We start from the raw sequence: 20,696 nt of genomic DNA, 5'->3' as shown, positions 1-20,696 counted from the left end.
TGGAAGTCGGCGGAGGACAGGGGTGATGACGGTGGCGGACGAGGTCCCGGCGGGCGAGATTCTGATCGTGACGGGCATGTCCGGTGCCGGGCGCACAACCGCGGCGAACGCTCTCGAGGATCTCGGCTGGTACGTCGTGGACAACCTCCCGCCCCAGATGCTGCGCCCGCTGCTCGAGCTGAGCGAGCTCGCCGGGAACGCGCTCCCGCGCGTCGCGGCCGTGGTCGACGTGCGCGGCGGCGACCTGTTCACCGCGCTGCCCGAGATCACCCGTGCTCTGCGACACGGTCGCGCTCTGCGCGTACTGTTCCTCGACGCCGCCGACGAGGTGCTCGTCCGCCGCTTCGAGGCCGTCCGGCGCCCGCATCCGCTGCAGGACGACGGCACGCTGGTCGACGGAATCCGCCGCGAGCGCGAGCGGTTGGCGCCGATCCGCGAGAGCGCCGACGTGATCGTCGACACGTCGCTGCACAACATCCACCAGCTCGCGACCTACATCGCGGATCTCTTCCGCGCCGACGAGAGCGCCCGCCATACGGTCACCGTCATGAGCTTCGGCTTCAAGTACGGACTGCCGCCCGACGCCGACCTGGTCGCCGACATGCGGTTCCTGCCGAACCCCTTCTGGAATCCCGACCTCAAAGCGCTGACGGGCGAGGACCCGGCCGTTCGCGCGGAGGTGCTCTCGCACGCGGGGGCGGGGGAGTTCATCGACGCCTACGCCGCTGCGCTGCAGCCGGTGCTGCGCGGCTATCAGGAGGAGAACAAGCGTCACTCCGTCGTGGCCGTGGGCTGCACCGGCGGCAAGCACCGGTCGGTCGTGACGGCCCGCGAACTCGTCGAACGACTGCGCGGGCTGCCCGGCGTCGCGGTGCGACTCAGACACCGCGACCTCGGTCGCGAGTAGGCTATTCCTTCGTCCCCCGAACCCCTGCCGAAGGAGCGCCGTGCCGCTGACCGCTGACGTCAAGACCGAGTTGGCTGCGATGCGCGACCCTCGACCCGCTGCCCGGGTGGCGGAGGTGACCGCGATCCTGCGTTTCGCCGGCGGGCTGCACTCGATCGCCGGCCGCGTCGCCGTCGAGGCCGAGGTCGACTCCGAGATCCTGGCGCGCCGCGTCGCGCGGGAACTCGTCGAGATCTACGGCGTGCGCCCCGAGCTGGCTCGGATCCAGGCCTCCGGTGGCCGGGACGGCGCCACCTTCGCCGTCCGCGTCCGCGAGGGCGGCGAGACGCTCGCCCGCCAGACCGGCCTGCTCGATCAGCGGCGCCGTCCCGTGCGGGGACTGCCGAACCGCCTGACGACGGGCTCGCGCCCCGACCTCGCGGCGCTGTGGCGCGGAGCCTTCCTCGCCGCCGGCTCGCTGTCGGACCCCGGCCGGTCGGCCGCGCTCGAGATCTCGTGCCCGTCACCCGAGGCTGCGATGGCGCTCGTGGGCGCTGCGCACCGACTCGGCATCGCCGCGAAGGCTCGCGAGGTGCGCGGTATTCCGCGCGTCGTCGTCCGCGACGGCGAAGCGATCCGTCAGACCCTCGCCGAGATGGGCGCGACGCGCACCGCCGACACATGGGACCAGATGCGTCAGCGCCGCGAGGTGCGGGCGGGCGTGAACCGCCTGGTCAACTTCGACGACGCGAACCTCCGCCGCTCCGCGCAGGCTGCCGTCGCCGCCTGCGCCCGCGTGGAGCGCGCTCTGGAGATCCTGGGCGACGAGGTGCCCGATCATCTCAAGCAAGCCGGAGACCTCCGCCTCGCGCACCGCGACGCGAGTCTCGACGAGCTCGGCCACCACGCCGACCCGCCGCTGACGAAGGATGCCGTAGCCGGCCGCATCCGGCGGCTCCTCGCGATGGCCGACAAGAAGGCCGCCGCCGAAGGGCTGCCCGACACGGAGTCCGCGGTCCCGGCCGGACTCGCCGACTGACCGGCAGGATCGTTACACCGCATTCCGACAGGGAAGCAACGGGGTGTATCTCGCGTTGCCCCTCAATAGGATGAAACCGTCCACGAGGTGCGCGCTCGCGCGCCTTCGACAGCAATAGCCGCGCACGGCGCGGTGCTGACAGGAGATACAGAATGCCGAAGTACACCCTTCCCGAGCTTCCCTACGACTACGCGGCCCTCGAACCGCACATCAGCGGCAAGATCATGGAGCTGCATCACTCCAAGCATCACCAGACCTACGTCACCGGAGCGAACACCGCTCTCGAGCAGCTCGCCGAGGCGCGCGAGACCGGCAACCTGGCGAACGTCAACAAGCTCGAGAAGGACCTCGCGTTCAACCTCGGCGGTCACGTCAACCACTCGATCTTCTGGACCAACCTGTCGCCCGAGGGCGGCGGGGAGCCCGAGGGCGAGCTGCGCGCCGCCATCGATGAGTTCTTCGGTGGCTTCGACAAGTTCCAGGCGCACTTCACCGCTGCCGCCACCGGCATCCAGGGCTCCGGCTGGGCCGTGCTCAGCTGGGACCCGATCGGCGCGCAGCTGATCATCCAGCAGCTGTTCGACCAGCAGTCCAACACGGCGCAGGGCACGATCCCGATCTTCCAGCTCGACATGTGGGAGCACGCCTTCTACCTCGACTACCTCAACGTCAAGGCCGACTACGTCAAGGCCGCGTGGAACATCGCCAACTGGCAGAACGTGTCGCAGCGCTTTGTGACGGCTCGCGAGAAGACGGCCGGCCTGCTCGCGTAGTAGGGTCATAAACAGGTGAGGATGCCGGGTCCCGCCCGGCAACGGGAAGCGATCCGGCATCCTCTTCTTTTCCAACTGATCGCGTTTCGGTCACCCAGCACGGGCTTCGCCGGCGCGACGAGAAACGGGAGACATCGTGTCTGTCAAGATCGGCATCAACGGCTTCGGCCGCATCGGACGCAACTACCTCCGCGCCGCCCTCGCTCAGGGCGCGGACCTCGAGATCGTGGCGGTGAACGACCTCACCGACAACAAGACCCTCGCGCACCTGCTCAAGTACGACTCCATCCTCGGGCGTCTCGACGCCGAGGTCACGTACTCGGAGGACTCGATCACGGTCGGCGGAAAGACCATCAAGGTCTTCGAAGAGCGCGACCCCGCGAACCTGCCCTGGGGCGAGCTCGGCGTCGACATCGTCATCGAGTCGACCGGCCGCTTCACCAACGCCGAGGACGCCAAGAAGCACATCGCCGGCGGCGCGAAGAAGGTCCTCATCTCGGCTCCCGCGAAGGGCGAGGACGGCACGTTCGTCATCGGTGCCAACGAGGACCTCTACGACCCCGAGAACCACAACGTCATCTCGAACGCGTCGTGCACGACCAACTGCCTGGCCCCGCTGGCCAAGGTCCTCAACGACCAGTTCGGCATCGTCAAGGGCCTCATGACCACGGTCCACGCCTACACGGCCGACCAGAACCTGCAGGACGGCCCGCACAGCGACCTCCGCCGCGCCCGCGCCGCCGCCCTGAACATCGTCCCGACCTCGACCGGTGCGGCCAAGGCCATCGGCCTCGTGCTGCCCGAGCTCAAGGGCAAGCTGGACGGCTTCGCACTGCGCGTTCCGGTCCCCACCGGCTCCGCCACCGACCTGACCGTCGAGCTCGAGCGCGAGGTCACCGTCGACGAGATCAAGGCTGCCTACAAGGCTGCCGCCGAGGGCCCGCTCAAGGGCATCCTGAAGTACACCGAGGACGAGATCGTCTCGAGCGACATCGTCACCGACGACCACTCCTGCATCTTCGACGCCGGCCTGACCCGCGTCATCGGCAACCAGGTCAAGGTCGTCGGCTGGTACGACAACGAGTGGGGCTACTCGAACCGCCTCGTCGACCTCACCGAGCTCGTCGCCAGCAAGCTCTGACGGTCATGGCTCTGCGCACCCTCGATTCGTTGGGTTCGCTCGCAGGCAAGCGCGTCATCGTCCGTGTTGACTTCAACGTCCCCCTGAAGGACGGCGTCATCACGGACGATGGCCGCGTGCGCGCGGCGCTGCCGACGATCGACCACCTCATCGGCCAGGGAGCACGTGTCATCGCGTGCTCGCACCTCGGACGTCCCGACGGGGCTCCCGATCCGAAGTACTCCCTCGAGCCCGTGGCTCAGCGCCTGTCCGAGCTCCTCGGCAAGCCCGTCGCCTTCGCCGGCGACACGGTGGGCGAGTCCGCGGAGCAGGTCGTCGCGGCCCTCGCCGACGGTGACGTCGCGGTGATCGAGAACCTCCGCTTCAACCCGGGTGAGACGGCGAAGGATGCCGGTGAGCGGCGTGCATTCGCCGAACAGCTCGCCTCGCTGGGCGACGCGCTCGTCTCGGACGGGTTCGGTGTCGTGCACCGCAAGCAGGCGTCGGTCTATGACCTCGCCGAGCTGCTGCCCTCGGCTGCGGGGTACCTCATCGAGAAGGAGGTCGAGGTCCTCGACCGCCTGACCGAGAACCCCGAGCGCCCGTACGCGGTCGTGCTCGGCGGATCGAAGGTCAGCGACAAGCTCGGCGTGATCGAGCACCTCCTGCCCCGTGCCGACAAGATCCTCGTCGGCGGCGGCATGCTCTTCACCTTCCTCGCCGCTCTCGGCCACAAGGTGGGCAAGAGCCTGCTCGAGGCGGACCAGCTCGAGACGGTCAAGGGCTACATCGCCACGGCCCAGGAGCGTGGCGTCGAGCTCGTGCTCCCGGTCGACGCCGTGATGGCGTCGGGCTTCGCCGCGGACGCCGACCACGTCGTCGCCGCCGCGGACGCTCTCGAAGACACTGCGTTCGGTGCGGAGGGCATGGGCCTGGACATCGGTCCGAAGTCGGCCGAGCTCTTCGCCGACGCCATCCGCTCGTCGCGCACGGTGTTCTGGAACGGGCCGATGGGCGTGTTCGAGATGCCGGCGTTCGCCGCTGGCACCCGTGCGGTCGCGCAGGCGCTGACCGAGGTCGACGGGCTGTCCGTCGTCGGTGGCGGCGACTCCGCCGCAGCCGTGCGCCAGCTCGGTTTCGACGACGCGGCGTTCGGTCACATCTCAACCGGCGGCGGTGCGTCGCTCGAATTCCTGGAGGGCAAGAAGCTGCCCGGTCTGGAGGTACTCGGATGGGCGTGAACCGTCTGCCCCTCATCGCGGGCAACTGGAAGATGAACCTCGACCACCTGCAGGCGGTCGCGTTCGTCCAGAAGCTGCACTGGACGCTGAAGGACGCCAAGCACGAGGAGGACTCGGTCGAGGTCGCGGTGTTCCCGCCCTTCACCGACCTCCGCACCGTGCAGACGCTTCTGGACGCCGACAAGATCCCGTTCGCCCTCGGCGCGCAGGACCTGTCGACGAAGGACTCGGGCGCCTACACGGGCGAGATCTCGGGTGCGTTCCTGGCGCAGCTGGACTGCCGGTACGTGATCATCGGACACTCCGAGCGACGCGAGTATCACGCCGAGACCGACGAGGTCGTGGCCGCCAAGGTCCAGGCGGCCCTGCGGCACGGCCTGGCTCCGGTCATCTGCGTGGGCGAGACGGCGGAAGACCTCGAAAAGCACGGCGCCGCTGCGGTACCGGTCGCGCAGCTCGAGGCCGCCCTCGCGGGCGTGGCGGCCGACGCCGACATCGTCGTGGCCTACGAGCCGGTCTGGGCCATCGGCTCGGGCCAGGCGGCCACCCCGCAGCAGGCGCAGGATGTCTGCGCCAAGCTGCGCGAGGTCGTGGGCTCCGCTCTCGGAGCCGACGCCGCAGCGCGCACCCGTGTGCTCTACGGCGGCTCGGTGAAGTCGGCGAACATCGCCGGTTTCATGCGCGAGCCGGATGTCGACGGCGCCCTCGTGGGCGGCGCGAGCCTGGTCGCGGACGAATTCGCTGCGATCATCCGGTACCAGAAGCACGTCGGCGTGTGACGTCGAACGGCCCGGCGCTCACCTGAGCGCCGGGCCGTTCGCGTCCCCGTCGGGCGGCTCGATATACTTGACCCTCGTGCGATCGGAACGGTCGCCGGAAAGGTGACGACCACCGTGGAGATCCTCGAGTTCGCGCTGCAGGTGGTGTTGGGCATCACCAGCCTGCTCCTCACCCTGCTGATCCTGCTCCACAAGGGGCGTGGGGGAGGCCTCTCCGACATGTTCGGCGGCGGCATGAGCTCCGCGATGGGCTCGTCGGGCCTCGCCGAGCGCAACCTCAACCGGTTCACGATCGTCCTCGCCCTCGGCTGGTTCATCTCGATCGTCGCGCTCGGCCTCATCACGAAGTTCTCGGTGCTCTGATGGCGACCGGAGGCAACGCGATCCGCGGCACCCGCGTCGGCGCGGGTCCAATGGGCGAACAGGACCACGGCCACCACGCCGACCGCGTCGCGATCTCGTACTGGGACGCCCTCGGCAACGAGACCGTTCGCTATTTCGCTGCCGGCATCACGGACGAAGAGATCCCTGAGACGATCGACTCGCCGCACTCGGGCCTGCCCGCGGGACGCGACAAGGAGAACCCGCCGGCGGTCGCCAAAGCCGAGCCGTACAAGACCCACCTCGCGTACGTGAAGGAGCGCCGCACCGACGACGAGGCGGCGCAACTCCTCGACGACGCGCTGCAGCAGCTGCGGGAGCGTCGCGGCCTGAACTGACCGACGTCGCCCCAACGCAGAAGAGCGGATGCCGAGGCATCCGCTCTTCTGCTTTCCCGGATTCGAATGCCGGGAACGACGATCAGTACTGGTCGTCGATGAGCTCCGGCGGTACCTGCGCGGCCGTCGCCTCGTCGGTGAAGAGGATCGTGCGCCGCGTACCCTTCGCCCCGGCTGCCGGGACGCTGTGGTAGCTCGCTCCGGCCAGCGCCAAGCCGAGCGCCGCGGACTTGTCGGGTCCGACGAGGACCATCCACACCCGCTTCGACGCGTTGATGACGGGACGCGTGAGCGTGACCCGGTCCGACGGCGGCTTGGGGGAGTCGTGGACCGCTGAGGCCGCGCGGTCGGTGAGCGTGATCTCGGGCCGATCGGGGAAGAGCGAGGCGATGTGACCATCGGACCCGACGCCGAGGAAGCAGATGTCGAACTCGGGCCAGGCGACGTCCTCGGACCCGAAGGCGGCGAGCTCGCCCGCGTATGCCGCAGCCGCCGACTCGGCGTCATCCGTCTCGTCGGACGCCGCGACCGCGTGGATGTTGCCGGCGGGGACGTCGATCCGGTCGAGGAACGCTCGTCGGGCCAGGGCGTCGTTGCGTTCCTCGCTGCCCTTCGGGACGAAGCGCTCGTCGACCCACCAGAAGTGCACCCGCGACCAGTCGACAGCGCCGACCTGAGGGTGCTCGCCCAAACGGGTCAGGACGTCGCCGATGATGCCACCGCCGGCCAGGCCGACGTGGACGGTGCGGCCATCCGCGCCCCAGGTTCCCACCCGGTTGAGGAATCGATCGGCGACGGCCTGCGTCAGGCTCTCGGGGTCGGCACTGATGACGACGCGTTTCTCTGCCGTCGCCACCTCAGGCGCCCTGCTCCGGAGTGCCGTGCAACTGCTGCCAACCCTCGGTGATCACGCGGCCGTAGAGCACGTCCGGGCCGAGGCGGCGCAGCTCCTCGGCGAGGCACTCGCGGAGCGTGCGGCGCGGTAGGACGAGGTCATGGGACGGCTGCCCGGACTGCGTCAGCGTGGCATCCACCGGGGTCGAGCGCTCGAGCAGCACATCGCCGCTCGGTCGCTTGAGGCGGACGCTGCGGATGCCGTGCTCCCACTCGTCGCCCGGCGCGTACCGCCACTCGACGGGGACGTCGAGCATGAGGCGCAGCCACGCGGCGAGCAGGCCGGTCGAGGGCGAGCTGCCGCTGCCGACGACCTCCACCGCCGTCACCGGCTCATACGGCGGCTGGTCGAGCACCGCCGCGAGCTGTTCGCGCCAGTGCGTCAGACGCGTCCACGCCAGGTCGGTGTCGCCGGGCGCGTAACCGTCGCCGAGGGCGGCGAGACGCCCGCTGTCGTAGGGCAGGGTCGATGCGTCGGTGATGCGGCGCTGCGCGATGCGGCCGATCGGCGACTGCGACGGCCGAGCCGGCGGGTGGTCGGGCCACCACGCCACGACGGGTGCGTCGGGCAGCAGCAGGCCGGTGATGAGCGCCTCGTCGTTGCTCGCGGCGCCGCCGCTGGCACGGAGTACGACGACCTCGCTCGCGCCGGCGTCTCCGCCTACGCGGATCTGAGCGTCGAGCTTCGACTCGCCGTCGCGCTGCGTGATCAGCACGATCACGCGCATCGGGTGCTCGCGCGAGGCGTCGTTCGCCGCCTCGATGGCGTCCTCCTCGAGCCCCTGGGATGTCGCGATCACCAGGGTCAGCACGCGGCCGAGGGCGACGGCGCCGCCCTCCTCGCGCACGTTGACCAGCTCACGGGCGATCTTCGACACCGTGGTGTCGGGCAGATCGACGATCATGGACGCCTCCAGACGCGGCCGTCGCGGGCCAGCAATTCATCTGCGGAAGTGGGACCCCACGAGCCGGGGGCGTACTGCTCGAGCGGTCCGCCCTGCTCGGCCCAGAACTTCTCGACCGGATCGAGGATGCGCCATGACAGCTCGACCTCTTCGTGCCGGGGGAACAGCGGCGGGTCACCCAGCAGCACATCGAGGATGAGGCGCTCGTACGCCTCGGGGCTGGACTCGGTGAAGGCGTGGCCGTAGCCGAAGTCCATCGTCACGTCGCGCACCTCGGTGGCGGCACCGGGCACCTTCGACCCGAAGCGGATCGTGACGCCCTCGTCGGGCTGCACCCGGATGACGAGAGCGTTCTGTCCCAGCTCGGTGGTCTGATTGCGCAGGAAGAGGTGCTGCGGGGCGCGCTTGAACACGACCGCGATCTCGGTGACGCGACGTCCGAGCCGCTTACCGGTGCGGAGGTAGAAGGGCACGCCGGCCCAGCGACGCGTGGCGATGTCGACCTTGATGGCCGCATAGGTCTCGGTGGTCGACGCGGGGTCCATGCCGTCCTCGTCGAGGAAACCGGTGACCTCTTCGCCGCCCTGCCACCCACCGGCGTACTGTCCGCGCGCCGTGGCGCTGGACAGGTCCTCCGGCAGCTGAACGGCGGCGAGGACCTTCTCCTTCTCCGCCCGCAGGTGGTTGGCCTCCATCGAGATCGGCTCTTCCATCGCGGTCAGCGCCAGCAGCTGCAGCAGGTGGTTCTGGATGACGTCGCGTGCTGCGCCGATGCCGTCGTAGTAGCCCGCGCGACCGCCGACGCCGATGTCCTCGGCCATCGTGATCTGGACGTGGTCGACGTAGTTCGCGTTCCAGATGGGCTCGAACAGCTCGTTGGCGAATCGCAGCGCCAAGATGTTCTGAACCGTCTCTTTGCCGAGGTAGTGGTCGATGCGGAAGATCGAGTCGGCCGGGAAGGCGACTTCGAGCGCGGCGTTCAGCTCGCGCGCGGTCTTCAGGTCGCTGCCGAACGGCTTCTCGATGACGACGCGGCGCCATGTGTCGCTGTCGGCGTTCTCGTCGACGAGGCCCGAGTCCTTGAGCTGCTTCGCCACGATGGGGAAGTCCTTCGGCGGGATCGAGAGGTAGAACGCGTGATTGCCCATCGTCCCGCGGTCGACGTCGAGCTTCTCGACCGTCTCACGCAACCGGCTGAATGCGTCGGCGTCGCCGAATTCGCCGGAGACGAAGCGGATGCCCTGCAGCAGCTGCTTCCAGGTCTCTTCGCGGAACGGGGTGCGCGCGTACTGCTTGACGGCGGCGTGCACCACCTCGGCGAAGTCCTGGTCCTCCCAGTCGCGGCGTGCGAAGCCGACGAGCGCGAAGCCCGGTGGCAGCAGCCCGCGATTGGCGAGGTCGTAGACGGCGGGCATGAGCTTCTTCCGCGACAGGTCGCCGGTCACCCCGAAGATCACGAGGGCGCTGGGCCCCGCGATGCGGTTCAGGCGGCGGTCGTCGGGATCGCGCAGGGGATTGTGGGCGCGCGAGATCTCCACGGTCATGGGAGGGTCTTCCTACTGGGCTGCTTCGAAAAGGGTGAGGACCTCGGTGGCGGGATCCGTGAGGGTCAGCGTCACGACGGGGCGGCCGCGCTCGGCCAGCACCGCGGCGTCGCCGGATGCCTGCGCCTCGATCAATCGACCGAAGGTGAAGGGGCGACCGGGGATCTCGAGGTCGACGTCGGTGCGCTCGGTGATCTGGAGGAACACGCCGTTCGCCGGTCCGCCCTTGTGGTACTGACCGGTCGAGTGCAGGAACCGAGGTCCCCAACCGAACGTCGTCGGACGGCCCGCGTCGGCGGCGATGAGCTCGCGCACGCCGGCCAGCTGCGGCACGGAGCCGCGGTCGACGTACGCCTGGACGGCGACGTAACCGTCGGCGGGTACACGCTGCCAGAGCGCGGACAGGACGCCGGCGAGGGTGCCGTCGGCGGCCAGCGACGGGTCCGAGACACGCACCTCGACGCCGTCCTCGACGAACGCCGGTGCCGTCGGCGCGGGCTGCACGTCGAGCAGTCCGCGCGCAGCGGCCTTGGCCGCCTCGACGTCGGGCTGATCGAACGGGTCTATGCCGAGCAGTCGTCCCGCGATCGCCGTCGCGTACTCCCAGACGAGGAACTGCGCCCCGAGGGATCCGCTGACGAGGACTTCGCCCGGATGCTGCTCGAGGATCTGGAAGTGCACGGCATCGCCCACGAGGCGGACGACCTGCAGATCGTCGGGCAGCAGGTCGAGCTCGGGCGAGAGCGGAGTCATCACGACGGGCAGGATGCCGGTACCGGCCTTGCCGGTCGACTCCGCGATCAGCTGCTCGATCCAGTCCGGCAGGCCCACGATGTGCGTGCCGTCGCTGATGAGCGCGAGCTTGTCGCGGCGGGGGCGGCCGCCCGCGATCGCCGCGGCGAGGACGAGCGCGGGGTTGCGCGGATCGTCGACCGCGACCTCGAGAAGCGTCGCGTCGGCCTCGTCGAGCAGCTGACCGATATCGGCCCCGGCGAGGCCCGCGGGCACGAGACCGAACGCCGTGAGCGCGGAGTAGCGCCCGCCGACGTTCGGGTCGGCTGTGAACACCCGGTGGCCGGCCGCGCGCGCCTCGGCCTCGAGCGGCGAGCCCGGGTCGGTGACGACGACGATGCGGTCGGTCGGATCGATGCCGAGATCGCTCCATGCCGCGGCGAACGCGCGCCGGGCGGCATCCGTCTCGATCGTGGAACCGGACTTCGACGACACGACGAGCACGGTCTGCTCGAGGCCGCCCGTCTCGGGGTCGCCGTCGATCGCTGCCAGCACCTGGCCGGGAGCGGTGGAGTCGAGGATCGTCAGCGGCGCACCGTGGGTGCGTGCGATGACCTCCGGCGCGAGCGACGAGCCGCCCATGCCCGCGAGCACGACGCGCGTCACGCCACGCGCGACCAGGTCCGCGCGGAGCGCCTCGATCTCGGCGACCAGCGGTCGCGAGACCGTGACGGCCTGCACCCACCCGAGCCGGCGAGACGCCTCGTCGGCGGCATCCGGTCCCCAGAGCTCGGAGTCTCCGGCGGTGATGCCGCTCGCGACGAGATCGGCGACCAGGCCGGGCACCGTCTGCTCGACGACGTCGGCGACGTGACCCGAGACGTGGATCTCGAAGCTCACCGTGCGCTCTCCAGGGCCGCGGTCACCGTGCCCTGCAGGTCGTGCCACGACGCGATGAACTTGTCGACGCCCTCATCCTCGAGCAGCTGGGTGACCTCGTCGAGGTCGACTCCGACGGCGGCGAGGTCGGCGAACACCTTGTGCGCGGCTTCGTAGCCACCGGTGACCGTGTCGCCCGAGACCACACCGTGGTCGAACGTCGCCTCGAGGGTCTTCTCGGGCATCGTGTTGACGGTGCCGGGAGCGACGAGCTCGGTCACGTAGAGGGTGTCGGGCAGCGTCGGGTCCTTGACGCCGGTCGACGCCCACAGCGGACGCTGCAGGTTCGCGCCGGCGGCGACGAGGTCCTGCGCGCGCTGCTCGGCGAACTTCTGCTCGAACAGCTCGAACGCCAGACGAGCGTTGGCGACACCGGCGAGCGAGGTCAGCTCCTTCGCCTCGTCCGTGCCGATGGCCTCCAGGCGCTTGTTGACCTCGGTGTCGACACGCGACACGAAGAACGACGCGACCGAGTGGATCCCGCCCAGGTCGATGCCGGCTTCGCGAGCGCGCTCGAGACCCGTCAGGTAGGCGTCGATGACCTCGCTGTAGCGCTCGAGCGAGAAGATCAGCGTGACGTTGACGCTGATGCCCGCGGCGATGACCTCGGTGATCGCCGGGAGGCCGGCCTTGGTCGCGGGGATCTTGATGAGCACGTTCGGGCGGTCGACGGCTGCGGCCAGCTTCTTCGCCTCGGCGACCGTGGCCTCGGTGTCGTGCGCGAGGTCGGGGGAGACCTCGATCGACACGCGACCGTCGACTCCGTCGGTGGCGTCGAAGATCGGGCGGAAGATGTCGGATGCGTTGCGCACATCCGTCGTCGTCAGCTCGAAGATCGTGTCGTCCGTCGACGCGCCGGCCTTCGCCTGCGCCTCGATCGCCTCTTCGTAGCCGACGCCGGCACTGATGGCGGCCTGGAAGATCGACGGGTTCGTCGTCACCCCGACGACGTTGCGCGTGTCGATGAGCTCCTGGAGGTTGCCGGTCGTGATGCGCTGGCGCGACAGGTCGTCGAGCCAGATGCTGACGCCGGCGTCGGAGAGGGCCTGGGTGGGGGTGCTCATGCGTTGTTCTCCTCAACGGTTGCGCGGGCGGCCGCGACGACGGCCTCGGTGGTGATGCCGAACTTCTCGAACAGGGTCTGGTAGTCGGCGGATGCGCCGAAGTGGTCGATGCCGACGGAGCGACCGCGGTCGCCGACGAGCGAGCGCCACAGCGGGGTGGCGCCGGCCTCGACCGACACCCGCGCCCGGACGGCGGCGGGCAGCACGGACTCGCGGTAGGCCTCGTCCTGCTCCGCGAACCACTCGAGGGAGGGAGCCGAGACGACGCGCACCTGGATGCCGTCGGCGGCGAGCTGCTCGCGGGCCTCGACGGCCAGCTGCACCTCGGAACCGGTGGCGATGATGATGACGTCCGGCTCTCCGCCCTCGGCGTCGACGAGCACGTACGCGCCCTTCGCGACGCCCTCGGTGGTGGCGAAGCCGTCCTCGCCGCGCGGGAACACGGGGATGTTCTGACGCGTCAGGGCGATACCTGCGGGGCCGGCCTGGCGACGGAGCAGCTCGTGCCACGCCGCCGCCGTCTCGTTGGCGTCCGCGGGACGGATCACCGTGAAGTTGGGGATGAGGCGCAACGACGAGATCTGCTCGATCGGCTGGTGCGTGGGACCGTCCTCGCCGAGTGCGATGGAGTCGTGGGTCCAGACGTAGATCGAGGGGATGTTCATGAGGGCGGCCAGACGCACCGCGGGGCGCATGTAATCGCTGAAGATCAGGAACGTGCCGCCGAAGGCGCGCGTCTTGCCGTGCAGCACGATGCCGTTGACGATGGCGCCCATGGCGTGCTCGCGGATGCCGAAGTGCAGGACGCGACCGTACGGGTCGCCCGACCACTCGTGCGTCGACCACTCGGCGGGGATGAAGCTCTTCCCCGACTTGATCGTCGTGAGGTTCGACTCGGCGAGGTCGGCCGAGCCTCCCCACAGCTCGGGCAGCTGGTCGGCGAGAGCGTTGATGACCTGTCCGCTCGCGGCGCGCGTCGAGACGGCCTTGCCCGCTTCGAACGCGGGGACGGTGACGTCGGCCGGCAGTTCGCCGGACTCGAGGCGGTCGAGGAGCGCCTTGCGCTCGGGGTTGGCCTCGGCCCAGGCGTCGAACGCCCGCTGCCACTCGGCGCGGTCGGTCGCGGCGCGTTCCGCCAGCGAACGGGTGTGCGCGATGACGTCGTCGGCGACCTCGAAGGTCTTCTCGGGGTCGAATCCGAGCACCTTCTTGGTCGCGGCGAGCTCGTCGGCGCCGAGGGCCGAGCCGTGGATCTTGCCGGTGTTCTGCTTGCCGGGAGCCGGCCAGCCGATGATCGTCTTCAGGACGATGAGCGAGGGCTTGTCGGTCTCGCCCTTGGCTGCCTCGACAGCGGCGAAGAGGGCGGCGACGTCCTCGACGTACTCGCCGGTGCTCTTCCAGTCGACCGTCTGGACGTGCCAGCCGTATGCCTCGTAGCGCGCGGCGACATCCTCGGTGAAGGCGACGTTGGTGTCGTCTTCGATGGAGATCTGGTTCGCGTCGTAGATCGCGATGAGGTTGCCCAGCTGCTGGTGCCCCGCGAGCGATCCGGCTTCGGCCGTGATGCCCTCCTGGATGTCGCCGTCGCTGGCGATCACGTAGACGTAGTGGTCGAACGGAGAGGTGCCGGGAGCGGCATCCGGGTCGAAGAGCCCGCGCTCGTACCGGGCGGCGTAGGCGAACCCCACCGAGGTGGCGAGTCCCTGGCCGAGGGGGCCGGTCGTGATCTCGACGCCCTTCGTGTGGCCGTACTCGGGGTGGCCCGGCGTGAGCGAACCCCAGGTGCGCAGCGCCTTGAGGTCGTCGAGTTCGAGCCCGAACCCGCCGAGGTACAGCTGCACGTACTGCGTGAGCGACGAGTGCCCGGCCGACAGGATGAACCGGTCGCGGCCGAGCCAATCGCTGTCGGTGGGGTCATGGCGCAGGACGCGCTGATAGAGCAGGTACGCGGCGGGGGCCAGGCTCATCGCCGTGCCCGGGTGGCCGTTCCCGACCTTCTCCACCGCATCTGCGGCCAGGACGCGGGCGGTGTCCACCGCGCGCCGATCGATCTCGTCCCAACGAAGTTCCGACACTCGGTCGCCTTTCTCGAGAGGCAGCGCCGGCGCATGCCGCTCCGCAGTCAGGAAGGGAGGGTTTCGGCGCTGGCGCGCGTGTGCCTTCAGCATAGCGAGCACGTCGCGACGCCGGGGCCGCCGCGTCGCCGTGTGACAGACGTGGTAAGCGCCGCCGCGGACGGGAGCCCCGGTGGCGGCATGACGTAGACTGGACAGGTTCACAGCGGTGAGATGCGGGGAGCGATGGACATCACGACGACTGCCGGCTCGCCTTCCGTCGACACCTCTCGCAGCACGTCGCCCCTCGGCGCCAAGGTGCGCGCGTATGTCGCGTTGACCAAGCCGCGAGTACTGGAGCTGCTGCTCGTCACGACGGTGCCGGTGATGCTGCTCGCCGCCGGCGGGGTGCCGAATCTGTGGCTCGTGCTCGCGACCGTCTTCGGCGGGGCGATGAGTGCCGGATCCGCCGCCGCGTTCAACATGTATCTCGACCGCGACATCGATGCGCACATGAAGCGCACCGAGAACCGCCCGATCGTCACCGGCGAGGTCTCGCCGCGCGGCGCGCTCGTGTTCGCCTGGACTCTGGCCGTGGCCTCGACGGTGTGGCTGGCCGCCACCACCAATTGGGTCGCCGCGTCGCTGAGCGTCTTCGCGATCTTCTTCTACGTCGTCATCTACACGATGATCCTCAAGCGTCGCACCGAGCAGAACATCGTCTGGGGCGGCATCGCGGGGTGCTTCCCGGTCGTCATCGGCTGGTCCGCCGTGACCGGTTCGCTCTCGTGGGCCGCGCTCATCCTCTTCGTCCTCGTCTTCCTCTGGACCCCGCCGCACTACTGGCCGCTGTCGATGAAGTACAAGAACGACTACGACGAGGTCGACGTACCGATGCTCGGCGCCACCCGCAACGGCTCGCAGGTCGGCCTCCAGGTCATCCTCTACGCGTGGGCCACGGTCGCGTGCTCGCTGCTGCTGATCCCCGTCGCTCCGATGGGACTCGTCTACAGCGTGTCGGCCGTCGTGTTCGGTGGCTGGTTCCTCTACGAGTCGCACCGCCTCTACAACCGCGCGGTGCGCGGCGAGCAGGCTCGACCGATGCGCGTGTTCCACGCCTCGATCACTTACCTGACGCTCGTCTTCGTCGCGATCGCGATCGACCCGCTGCTGCCCTTCTGACCCACGCCGTCGCGGGAACGGACGACGAGAAACGGCCGCTCTCCGCGTCACCCGACGAGCGGGGGAGCGGAGAACGGCCGGAGGGCAGGACTGCTGAGGCGTCGCCTAGCGGGGGCCCCGTGCTGCTCAGCGGTGCGAAGCGTCCGACGCGTCGGGGTTCGACGAGACGGTGGGCTCGGGCGACGCGGGGACGTCCGAGGTCACGGGCGACGCCGGGGTGTCGTGGGCCTCTCCCGCGGGGACGTGCGCGGGCACGGCCGTCGTCGCGGGGGCGGATGCCGACACCGTGTGCGCCCCGGAGTCGCCGTGCTCGTCGTGAGCGCTCTCGGCGTCGCGACGGGTCAGGCCGGCACGCACCGCCGCGACAGCGAGGGCGAGGGCGAGGCCGAGGGCGCCGGCACCCACGAGGATGCCGCCGAAGACGCCCCACACCTGGCCGACGTAGACGTCGACACCGGTCGCGGTGCCATCGAGGATGGCCGCCTCCATGGTGGTCAGCTTGTCGACGAGGACGTAGACGCCACCGCCGATCGTTGCCACCGAGCCGACGATCAAGAGCCAGAACGGCACGCTGCGGACGAGGCGGGGGTGAACGGTCATGTTGCTCCTTCGTGTTGCGGCCGCCGTCGACGGCCTCGAACACTCTGCGGGGTCGACCTCGGCGTCCCCGATGCGGAACCTATGAGGCGTCTGTGTAGGCCGGCTGCCGGTCTTGAGTCCGGGGTGCAGGCGCGACGGTCGCCTTCAGGCTCATGACGACCGCCACCATCACGGCGACGAGCGCCACCGCGAGCACCATGTGGATGTTCACCAGGACGATCGGCAGGCCCGTCCGCGCCTGCCACAGGCCGACACCGATCTGCACGAGCTCCACGCCCAGGAGCAGTCCCGTCCAGCGGCGGAGCCCGGTGACGCGGGGGAGCCGCAGCGCGCCGATGACGAGCACCAGTGTCAGGGCGAAGGTGGCGTACGCAGGCCAGCTGTGCACGTGCTGCCAGAAGATCGGGTCGAGGCCGTTGCGGGCGGCCGCGTCATCGCCGGCGTGCGGACCCGCGCCGGTGAGCAGGATGCCGACTACGACCGTCACCGTGACGGCGAGGGTCGTCACATGCGTCGCGATCGCGTACCAGCGCGGAACGACCCGCTCACGCGGGCCGGGGGCGGCGTGGAGGCGCGTCAGGAACACGGTCGCGATCGCGACGAGGACAGCGGAGATCAGGTAGTGCAGGCCGACGATGCTCGGGTGCAGGTGCAACCACACGGTGATGCCGCCCACGACGGCCTGCACGATGATGCCGAACCCCACGAGGAAGCTCAGCACGGGCAGCTCGCGGCGGGTCGCGCGCAGTCGGATGACCGAGAGGAACGCCAGCAGGGCGACGATCACGAGCACGCCAGTCAGTGTCCGGTTGCCGAACTCGATGAGCCCGTGGATGCCCATCTCGGGCGTCGGCACCAGGGAATCAGCCGTGCAGTACGGCCAGGTCTCGCAGCCCATGCCCGACCCGGTCAGTCGGACGAGACCGCCCGTGCCGACGATCCCGATGTTGGTGATGACCAGGAGCCACCCCATGACGCGGGTCCAGCGCGTGATGGTGCGCGGCATGACCGTCTCGATCAGTCCTGGGCGGATGCGGACCTGCGACATCGGACTCCTCCGGCGGCGCTCGATCTGCGCCGCGTACGCTCTCGGCAGCCTCGGGTGGGGGCGTTGCCTGTAGAATCGGCTGTGTTCGGGATGGCGGCGCGTGTGCACGTCTTCCCCCCACAGTCTAGGCGCGGTACCCGCGTCCATCAGGCCCGCGAATCGGTATCCCGCCCACGTGACTCCCGCCGGAGTCGGGAATGCCGGGACGGATGACACCGTTGCGGTGCGAAGAGGAGGAAGTCATGTCGGATGTACTCATCGACCGACCGGAACTCGAAGGCCTGGGGGTGTACGAGTTCGGCTGGCACGACACGGATGCTGCGGGCGCTGTGGCGCAGCGCGGCATCAACGAGGACGTCGTGCGCGGCATCTCGGCCCTCAAGAGCGAGCCGGAGTGGATGCTGAAGACCCGTCTGAAGGGCTACCAGCTCTTCGGGCGCAAGCCGATGCCGACGTGGGGCGCCGACCTCAGCGACATCGACTTCGACAACATCAAGTACTTCGTCCGCTCCACCGAGAAGCAGGCGCAGTCCTGGGAAGACCTTCCGGCCGAGATCCGCGAGACGTACGAGAAGCTCGGCATCCCCGAGGCCGAGCGTCAGCGCCTGGTCGCCGGCGTCGCCGCACAGTACGAGTCCGAGGTCGTCTACCACCAGATCCGCGAGGACCTGGAGCAGCAGGGCGTCATCTTCATGGACACCGACACGGCGCTGCGTGAGCACCCCGAGTTCTTCGAGGAGTACTTCGGCACCGTGATCCCGGCCGGCGACAACAAGTTCGCCGCGCTCAACACGGCGGTGTGGTCGGGCGGTTCGTTCGTGTACGTGCCTAAGGGCGTCCACGTCGAGATCCCGCTGCAGGCCTACTTCCGGATCAACACCGAGAACATGGGCCAGTTCGAGCGGACGCTCATCATCGCCGACGAGGACAGCTACGTCCACTACATCGAAGGCTGCACGGCGCCGATCTACAAGAGCGACTCGCTGCACTCGGCCGTCGTCGAGATCATCGTCAAGAAGAACGCGCGCGTTCGGTACACGACGATCCAGAACTGGTCGAACAACGTCTACAACCTCGTCACCAAGCGCGCCGTCGCTCACGAGGGCGCGACGATGGAGTGGGTCGACGGCAACATCGGCTCCAAGGTGACGATGAAGTACCCGTCGATCTACCTGATGGGCGAGCACGCCAAGGGCGAGACCCTGTCCGTGGCCTTCGCCGGTCCCGGTCAGCACCAGGACGCCGGCGCGAAGATGATCCACATGGCGCCCTACACGCAGTCCTCGATCGTCTCGAAGTCGATCGCCCGCGGCGGTGGTCGCGCCGGCTACCGCGGTGAGGTCCGGGTCGATGCGAACGCGCATCATTCCGCCAACACCGTGCGCTGCGACGCCCTCCTCGTCGACACGATCTCGCGATCCGACACGTACCCCGCGATCGATATCCGCGTCGACGACGTGCAGCTCGGCCACGAGGCGACGGTCTCCAAGGTGAGCGAGGAGCAGCTGTTCTACCTCATGAGCCGCGGCATGCCCGAGGACGAGGCGATGGCGATGATCGTGCGCGGGTTCATCGAGCCCATCGCGCGCGAGCTGCCGATGGAATACGCCCTCGAACTCAACAAGCTCATCGAGATGGGCATGGAAGGCAGCGTCGGCTGATGACGAGCGCGACTCAGGCCCCCGCCGCCGGCGAGAAGGGCCACATCGACCCTGCGGCGGCGTTCGTCCCGGTGCAGACCCGTTCCGAGCGGCCGTCGTCGTTCGAACCGGCCGACTTCGGCACGCCGAGCGGTCGCGAGGTGAACTGGAAGCACACGCCGCTCGAGCCGCTGCAGCCCCTGTTCGTCGACGAGCCCGGCGCCACCGGGGTCGTCGCCGTCGAGGTCTCGGCGCCGGCGGGCCTCGAGCAGGCTCGACTGCGCGTCGGCGACGCGCCTCGCGGCGAGGTCTTCCGTCCCGAGGATCTGCCGAGCGCGATCGCGTGGGCACAGGAGTCCGAGGCTCCGCTGCTGCGCATCCCGGCCGGCGTCGAGCTCGACGCACCCGTCGTGGTGACGCTGCGGGGCACCGGCGGTGTCGCGCACGCGCACGTGGTCATCGAGGCGATGCCGAACGCGCGCGGAACGGTCATCCTCCGCCACGAGGGCACCGCCGCGCACGCGCAGAACGTCGAGATCATCGCTCGTGACGGCTCGGCACTCACCGTCGTCTCGCTGCAGCGCTGGGACGACGACGCGGTTCACGCCGCGGCGCACCAGGCACGTGTCGATCGCGACGCCTCGCTCACGCACGTCGTGGTGAGCCTCGGCGGCGGCGTCGTTCGCGTCAACCCGTCGCTCGAGCTCGCCGGCTCGGGCGCCGAGGGGCGGATGTACGGGCTGTCGTTCGCCGACTCGGGGCAGCACCTCGAGAGCCAGGTCTACCTGCACCACAAGGGGCCGCACACGGTCGGCGACGTCCTCTACAAGGGCGCGCTGCAGGGCGGGAGGGCGCACAGCGTCTGGATCGGCGACGTGCTGATCGGACCGGATGCCGTCGGCACCGACTCGTACGAGGCGAACCGCAACCTCGTCCTCACCGACGGAGCCCGCGCCGACTCGATCCCGAACCTCGAGATCGAGACCGGAGACATCCAGGGTGCCGGACACGCCAGCGCGACCGGCCGATTCGACGACCAGCAGCTGTTCTACCTGCAGGCTCGTGGCATCCCCGAGACCGAGGCGCGCCGCCTCGTGGTGCTCGGCTTCCTCGCCGAGATCGTCCAGAAGATGGGCGTCGACGAGCTCACCGACGAACTGCTCGCAGCCATCGAGGCCGAGCTCGCCGCGGGAGCACAGGCATGACCGCTCAGAAAGTCCTCAAGCTCAGCGAGCTGGAGCAGGACACCGCCGTTCGCGTCGTCGTCGACAAGGTCCCCATGGCCGTCGTGCTCGACGGCAACGGTGAGGTCCATGCGATCGGCGACACCTGCACGCACGGCGACATCTCGCTCGCCGAGGGCTTCGTCGAGGACGACACGCTGGAATGCTGGGCCCACGGCTCGGCCTTCTCTCTGCGCACCGGCGAGGCCCTGAATCTGCCGGCCTACGAGCCGGTGCCCGTTTACGAGGTCACGATCGACGGGGACGACATCCTCATCGACCCCGCCGTGACCCGCGAAGTGAAGTGAAGTAAG

20 protein-coding genes are annotated in these 20,696 nt (G+C 69.4%); 12 read left to right on the top strand and 8 right to left on the bottom strand.

The features are described 5' to 3' along the window. Window positions 1–25 precede the first annotated feature (25 nt). From rapZ to PUW82_RS11795, 8 genes are all read left to right on the top strand, one after another. Entirely contained in the window at window positions 26–907 is an 882-nt protein-coding gene (gene rapZ / locus PUW82_RS11830) for an RNase adapter RapZ (RefSeq protein ID WP_274222480.1), read from the top strand. 40 nt (window positions 908–947) lie between these two features. Then, window positions 948–1,925: a DNA-binding protein WhiA gene (whiA, locus tag PUW82_RS11825; protein ID WP_274222479.1), complete on the top strand. Its 978-nt coding sequence runs from the start codon at window positions 948–950 to the stop codon at window positions 1,923–1,925. A gap of 152 nt (window positions 1,926–2,077) precedes the next feature. After that, window positions 2,078–2,698, top strand: coding sequence for a superoxide dismutase (locus PUW82_RS11820; RefSeq protein ID WP_274222478.1), 621 nt, complete (start codon window positions 2,078–2,080; stop codon window positions 2,696–2,698). 136 nt (window positions 2,699–2,834) lie between these two features. Continuing rightward, on the top strand, window positions 2,835–3,839 hold the full coding sequence (gene gap, locus PUW82_RS11815) for a type I glyceraldehyde-3-phosphate dehydrogenase (protein ID WP_274222477.1): 1,005 nt from the start codon (window positions 2,835–2,837) through the stop codon (window positions 3,837–3,839). A gap of 5 nt (window positions 3,840–3,844) precedes the next feature. Further along, a complete protein-coding gene (locus PUW82_RS11810) occupies window positions 3,845–5,059 on the top strand; it encodes a phosphoglycerate kinase (RefSeq protein ID WP_274222476.1) in 1,215 nt (404 codons plus the stop codon). Continuing rightward, window positions 5,050–5,838, top strand: coding sequence for a triose-phosphate isomerase (gene tpiA, locus PUW82_RS11805; protein WP_274222475.1), 789 nt, complete (start codon window positions 5,050–5,052; stop codon window positions 5,836–5,838). The genes PUW82_RS11810 and tpiA overlap by 10 nt, the downstream gene beginning before the upstream one ends. A gap of 114 nt (window positions 5,839–5,952) precedes the next feature. Next, complete coding sequence (gene secG / locus PUW82_RS11800; RefSeq protein WP_274222957.1) at window positions 5,953–6,201, top strand: preprotein translocase subunit SecG; 249 nt, start codon at window positions 5,953–5,955, stop codon at window positions 6,199–6,201. Beyond that, window positions 6,201–6,557 (top strand): RNA polymerase-binding protein RbpA, encoded by a 357-nt coding sequence (locus tag PUW82_RS11795; RefSeq protein WP_274222474.1) that lies wholly within the window; start codon window positions 6,201–6,203, stop codon window positions 6,555–6,557. The genes secG and PUW82_RS11795 overlap by 1 nt, the downstream gene beginning before the upstream one ends. Window positions 6,558–6,639: 82 nt before the next feature. Here PUW82_RS11795 and pgl read toward each other — a convergent pair whose 3' ends face one another. Genes pgl through tkt form a run of 6 tightly spaced genes read right to left on the bottom strand, consistent with a single transcriptional unit; the run spans window position 6,640 to window position 14,710 of the window. Further along, window positions 6,640–7,413: a 6-phosphogluconolactonase gene (gene pgl, locus PUW82_RS11790; RefSeq protein WP_274222473.1), complete on the bottom strand. Its 774-nt coding sequence runs from the start codon at window positions 7,411–7,413 to the stop codon at window positions 6,640–6,642. Between the two features lies 1 nt (window position 7,414). Then, window positions 7,415–8,356: a glucose-6-phosphate dehydrogenase assembly protein OpcA gene (locus tag PUW82_RS11785; protein WP_274222472.1), complete on the bottom strand. Its 942-nt coding sequence runs from the start codon at window positions 8,354–8,356 to the stop codon at window positions 7,415–7,417. Beyond that, entirely contained in the window at window positions 8,353–9,900 is a 1,548-nt protein-coding gene (gene zwf / locus PUW82_RS11780; RefSeq protein WP_274222471.1) for a glucose-6-phosphate dehydrogenase, read from the bottom strand. The genes PUW82_RS11785 and zwf overlap by 4 nt, the downstream gene beginning before the upstream one ends. Before the next feature lie 12 nt (window positions 9,901–9,912). Next, window positions 9,913–11,532 carry a glucose-6-phosphate isomerase gene (locus PUW82_RS11775; protein WP_274222470.1) on the bottom strand — a complete coding sequence of 540 codons (1,620 nt, stop codon included), beginning with the start codon at window positions 11,530–11,532 and terminating at the stop codon, window positions 9,913–9,915. Next, window positions 11,529–12,635, bottom strand: a complete 1,107-nt coding sequence (tal, locus tag PUW82_RS11770) for a transaldolase (protein WP_274222469.1) — start codon at window positions 12,633–12,635, stop codon at window positions 11,529–11,531. The genes PUW82_RS11775 and tal overlap by 4 nt, the downstream gene beginning before the upstream one ends. After that, entirely contained in the window at window positions 12,632–14,710 is a 2,079-nt protein-coding gene (gene tkt / locus PUW82_RS11765) for a transketolase (RefSeq protein WP_274222468.1), read from the bottom strand. Before tkt ends, tal begins: the two co-directional genes overlap by 4 nt. A gap of 225 nt (window positions 14,711–14,935) precedes the next feature. Here tkt and PUW82_RS11760 point away from each other — a divergent pair, with 225 nt between their 5' ends. Then, a complete protein-coding gene (locus PUW82_RS11760; RefSeq protein ID WP_274222467.1) occupies window positions 14,936–15,871 on the top strand; it encodes a heme o synthase in 936 nt (311 codons plus the stop codon). A gap of 126 nt (window positions 15,872–15,997) precedes the next feature. On the opposite strand, the gene PUW82_RS11755 is transcribed toward PUW82_RS11760, so the two are convergent. Together PUW82_RS11755 and PUW82_RS11750 are read right to left on the bottom strand one after the other, a co-directional pair. Then, on the bottom strand, window positions 15,998–16,471 hold the full coding sequence (locus PUW82_RS11755; RefSeq protein ID WP_274222466.1) for a dinucleotide-utilizing enzyme: 474 nt from the start codon (window positions 16,469–16,471) through the stop codon (window positions 15,998–16,000). Window positions 16,472–16,550: 79 nt separating this feature from the next. Beyond that, the gene (locus PUW82_RS11750; protein WP_420792748.1) at window positions 16,551–17,519 is read right to left on the bottom strand and encodes a COX15/CtaA family protein; all 969 of its coding nucleotides are present in this window, start codon (window positions 17,517–17,519) and stop codon (window positions 16,551–16,553) included. Between the two features lie 242 nt (window positions 17,520–17,761). Between PUW82_RS11750 and sufB the strand changes: the two genes are divergently transcribed. Genes sufB through PUW82_RS11735 form a run of 3 tightly spaced genes read left to right on the top strand, consistent with a single transcriptional unit; the run spans window position 17,762 to window position 20,690 of the window. Beyond that, window positions 17,762–19,180: a Fe-S cluster assembly protein SufB gene (gene sufB / locus PUW82_RS11745; RefSeq protein ID WP_091499415.1), complete on the top strand. Its 1,419-nt coding sequence runs from the start codon at window positions 17,762–17,764 to the stop codon at window positions 19,178–19,180. Then, on the top strand, window positions 19,180–20,364 hold the full coding sequence (gene sufD / locus PUW82_RS11740; protein ID WP_274222465.1) for a Fe-S cluster assembly protein SufD: 1,185 nt from the start codon (window positions 19,180–19,182) through the stop codon (window positions 20,362–20,364). The genes sufB and sufD overlap by 1 nt, the downstream gene beginning before the upstream one ends. Further along, a complete protein-coding gene (locus tag PUW82_RS11735) occupies window positions 20,361–20,690 on the top strand; it encodes a non-heme iron oxygenase ferredoxin subunit (RefSeq protein ID WP_274222464.1) in 330 nt (109 codons plus the stop codon). The genes sufD and PUW82_RS11735 overlap by 4 nt, the downstream gene beginning before the upstream one ends. Window positions 20,691–20,696: the final 6 nt, after the last annotated feature.

The sequence above is a fragment of the Microbacterium thalli genome (assembly GCF_028737325.1).
In the GTDB taxonomy this organism is placed as follows: Bacteria; Actinomycetota; Actinomycetes; order Actinomycetales; family Microbacteriaceae; genus Microbacterium; species Microbacterium thalli.
Note: the sequence above shows the minus strand (reverse complement) of the source record. Positions and strands in the feature narration are given on the sequence as shown.

Excerpts from the sequence above, each read along its gene's own strand:
- rapZ (WP_274222480.1), top strand. The coding sequence starts at position 26 with ATGACGGTGGCGGACGAGGTCCCGGCGGGCGAGATTCTGATCGTGACG.
- PUW82_RS11820 (WP_274222478.1), top strand. The coding sequence starts at position 2,078 with ATGCCGAAGTACACCCTTCCCGAGCTTCCCTACGACTACGCGGCCCTC.
- PUW82_RS11810 (WP_274222476.1), top strand. The coding sequence starts at position 3,845 with ATGGCTCTGCGCACCCTCGATTCGTTGGGTTCGCTCGCAGGCAAGCGC.
- tpiA (WP_274222475.1), top strand. The coding sequence starts at position 5,050 with ATGGGCGTGAACCGTCTGCCCCTCATCGCGGGCAACTGGAAGATGAAC.
- PUW82_RS11795 (WP_274222474.1), top strand. The coding sequence starts at position 6,201 with ATGGCGACCGGAGGCAACGCGATCCGCGGCACCCGCGTCGGCGCGGGT.
- PUW82_RS11785 (WP_274222472.1), bottom strand. The coding sequence starts at position 8,356 with ATGATCGTCGATCTGCCCGACACCACGGTGTCGAAGATCGCCCGTGAG.
- zwf (WP_274222471.1), bottom strand. The coding sequence starts at position 9,900 with ATGACCGTGGAGATCTCGCGCGCCCACAATCCCCTGCGCGATCCCGAC.
- tal (WP_274222469.1), bottom strand. The coding sequence starts at position 12,635 with ATGAGCACCCCCACCCAGGCCCTCTCCGACGCCGGCGTCAGCATCTGG.
- PUW82_RS11760 (WP_274222467.1), top strand. The coding sequence starts at position 14,936 with ATGGACATCACGACGACTGCCGGCTCGCCTTCCGTCGACACCTCTCGC.
- PUW82_RS11755 (WP_274222466.1), bottom strand. The coding sequence starts at position 16,471 with ATGACCGTTCACCCCCGCCTCGTCCGCAGCGTGCCGTTCTGGCTCTTG.
- PUW82_RS11750 (WP_420792748.1), bottom strand. The coding sequence starts at position 17,519 with ATGTCGCAGGTCCGCATCCGCCCAGGACTGATCGAGACGGTCATGCCG.
- sufB (WP_091499415.1), top strand. The coding sequence starts at position 17,762 with ATGTCGGATGTACTCATCGACCGACCGGAACTCGAAGGCCTGGGGGTG.
- sufD (WP_274222465.1), top strand. The coding sequence starts at position 19,180 with ATGACGAGCGCGACTCAGGCCCCCGCCGCCGGCGAGAAGGGCCACATC.
- PUW82_RS11735 (WP_274222464.1), top strand. The coding sequence starts at position 20,361 with ATGACCGCTCAGAAAGTCCTCAAGCTCAGCGAGCTGGAGCAGGACACC.